Genomic DNA, 2,509 nt, shown 5'->3' with positions numbered 1-2,509 from the left:
TAAGCGGTCAGTACGCGACCCTCGCTTTGGACTTCACCGTTGCAACGTCAATTTCATAGATGTCATAGCATGACTACTACGACGTCTACGAAATACCCAGAGAACTCACTAATCAAATCGGACAGCATCGGCCGTGTACGAGTGGGAAAAGAACATCGCGAGAAACTCCTCAATGCCTTTGAGTGCAGTTCATTATCAGGAGTGAAGTTTGCCGAGCTTCACGGCATCAAGTATCAAACCTTTGCCACTTGGGTTCAAAAGCGGCGCAGAGAACCTAGTGATCCTCAACATGATTTCGCCAAATCTCCAGAACAGCTCATAGAATCTTTGGTCGAACTAGAGATCCCACCTCTGAGCCGAGACTTAGTAACAAGCAATAGGGAGCTTGTTGTCGAACACGCTTCAGGTCTGAGACTCACCATCTCGGACTCCTCTCAAGCCGAGTTAGCTGCAGCTCTCTTCAACAAGCTCAACCGCCAAAGCCAATGCTAAGCTTCAGCGGAAACCTTAAGGTCTACTTAGCAACCGAGCCCTGTGATATGCGCAAGAGCTTCAATGGTCTCAGTGCTGTTGTGAGTCAAAAGCTTCAGGAATCCCCAACGAGTGGAGCCGCCTACCTCTTCACAAACAAAAAACGAACCTTGCTCAAGATTCTTTACTGGGACGGCTCTGGTCTTTGGGTCATGGCAAAGCGTTTAGAAAAAGGAACCTTCAGTTGGCCAAAACACACCAGTACCAAAGACGGTAAAATCTGCCTCGAACCTACAGCTCTCGCGATGCTCACCGACGGAATAGACCTCCGTGACGGCTGTCGTCGAGCGTGGTACGAAAAACCTTAAAATAAAGGGCTGTTTTTTGAAAAGAAACCCACTCCAGTAACGTTACTGGAGTGTGCCTAACAACGAACAGGATAAGGATGCTATCATCGCACAACTTCGTGCAGATAACGCCTACCTAAAAGAGCAACTCCGTCTTCAACAAGAGAAGATCGACATGCTTATTCGCGCCCTATTCGGGAGTAAAAGTGAAAAGCTAGATGCCAATCAATTAGAGCTACTGCTAGATCCAGACTCAGTAAAAAAGCCCGCAGCCGTCGATGGAAACGAAGATCCACTGGCGGCTGAAGAACATCCTTCCAAGAAACGAGCTTCGCGCAAGCCTCGCCTGCCCGAGAACATCTTCACGACTGAAACGACTCTTATCCCTGATGAAGTTAAATCAAACCCCGAGTCTTACAGACAAGTGGCCGAAAAGAGATCTGAAAAGCTCGACGTCACACCTGCGCGGTACACCCGCCACGTTACCATTCGTCCCACCTATGTTGAAAGAGGCGAACCCATTCCACGCTGGCTCACCGCAGCAGCCCCAGCGAGCTTGTTAGAAGGTAGTATCCTCACACCATCGCTTCTCGCCCATGTTCTCATCGGCAAGTACCACGACCACTTGCCCTACTATCGCCAAGAAAAAATCATGGAGTTGCGCCACGGCATTCACATCCCACGCAACACCCTCTGCTACTGGACTAATTTCGCAGCCGACAAGCTAGAACCGCTTTACAAACTCATAGCCGAAGACCTTCGAAGCTCCCTCCACCTCAATATCGATGAAACACCCGTCGATTATAAAAGTAAGGGAGGAGGAACCCGCTTAGGTTACTTCTGGATCTATCAGAATAGCCGAGCTGGAGTTCTCTACGACTGGCACACAGGCCGAGCCCACACCTGCCTAGATAATATTTTAACTAATGATGAAAAAAGCTTCGCTGGTGTTTTACAAAGCGATGGCTACAGCGCCTACGATACTTGGAGCAAAAAGCGCCCCCGAGTCCTTCAGGTCGGTTGTTGGACCCACATGCGTAGAAAATTCGTAGAAGCGAAGTCCGACTACCCAGAAGCACTCAAAATCATCCGATTAGTGGGCAGGCTCTACAGCTCTGAGAGGAAATACAAAGAATGGATCGGGCAAAGTCATCACCCCCCAGAAGCTATAGCCTACTACAGGCGACGACATCTAACACCTGTACTCCAACAAATTTGGAAGACTCTCAAAAGTTTTAAAAACCGCTACCTGCCTCAAAGTTCACTGGGCAAGGCAGTTCGCTACGCCCTCAACCAATGGCTAAAGCTCTGTAACGCTCTCAAACACTCTCCGACCATCGACAATAACGCCGCTGAGAACAGCGTGCGTCCACTCAAGCTTGGCGCAAAGAACTGGCTCTTCATCGGCGGTGAAGAAACAGGCTGGCGCAGTGCCGTCATCTACACGTTGATAGAGAACATCAGGCGAGAAGGCAAAGATGCCCAAGCCTACCTCAAATGGGTCTTTGAAAAAATGATAGGTAGAACCAATCAACAAGACCTCCGAGAACTGCTCCCCAAAGCCTGGCTAGCTCTGCAGAAATTAGAGCAAAATCCAGTAGTCAGCCCTGCGGCTCAAAGCGCAGCCTAAATCGGCAAAAAACAAAGCCTCCTAAGCAAGTAGAACCCAAGGGCCGCATACTGACCGCTTA

At 49.4% G+C, this 2,509-nt stretch carries 3 protein-coding genes; all 3 read left to right on the top strand.

Features of this window, described 5'->3' with window-relative positions; translation table 11 throughout:
• The first annotated feature begins 69 nt into the window (after window positions 1-69).
• The 3 genes from tnpA to tnpC are packed head-to-tail and all read left to right on the top strand — an operon-like array spanning window position 70 to window position 2,448.
• On the top strand, window positions 70-492 hold the full coding sequence (tnpA, locus tag BSZ32_RS18145; RefSeq protein ID WP_129589843.1) for an IS66 family insertion sequence element accessory protein TnpA: 423 nt from the start codon (window positions 70-72) through the stop codon (window positions 490-492).
• Window positions 486-839 carry an IS66 family insertion sequence element accessory protein TnpB gene (gene tnpB, locus BSZ32_RS18140; RefSeq protein ID WP_105044908.1) on the top strand — a complete coding sequence of 118 codons (354 nt, stop codon included), beginning with the start codon at window positions 486-488 and terminating at the stop codon, window positions 837-839. Before tnpA ends, tnpB begins: the two co-directional genes overlap by 7 nt.
• 52 nt (window positions 840-891) lie before the next feature.
• The gene (tnpC, locus tag BSZ32_RS18135) at window positions 892-2,448 is read left to right on the top strand and encodes an IS66 family transposase (RefSeq protein ID WP_105044907.1); all 1,557 of its coding nucleotides are present in this window, start codon (window positions 892-894) and stop codon (window positions 2,446-2,448) included.
• Window positions 2,449-2,509 lie beyond the last annotated feature (61 nt).

Origin of the sequence: Rubritalea profundi (assembly GCF_002954445.1) — a bacterium.
GTDB classification, from domain to species: domain Bacteria; phylum Verrucomicrobiota; class Verrucomicrobiia; order Verrucomicrobiales; family Akkermansiaceae; genus Rubritalea; species Rubritalea profundi.
This window is presented reverse-complemented; position numbering and strand designations above follow the sequence as displayed.

Coding starts and splice junctions, on each gene's coding strand:
- tnpA (WP_129589843.1), top strand. CDS start 70: ATGACTACTACGACGTCTACGAAATACCCAGAGAACTCACTAATCAAA.
- tnpB (WP_105044908.1), top strand. CDS start 486: ATGCTAAGCTTCAGCGGAAACCTTAAGGTCTACTTAGCAACCGAGCCC.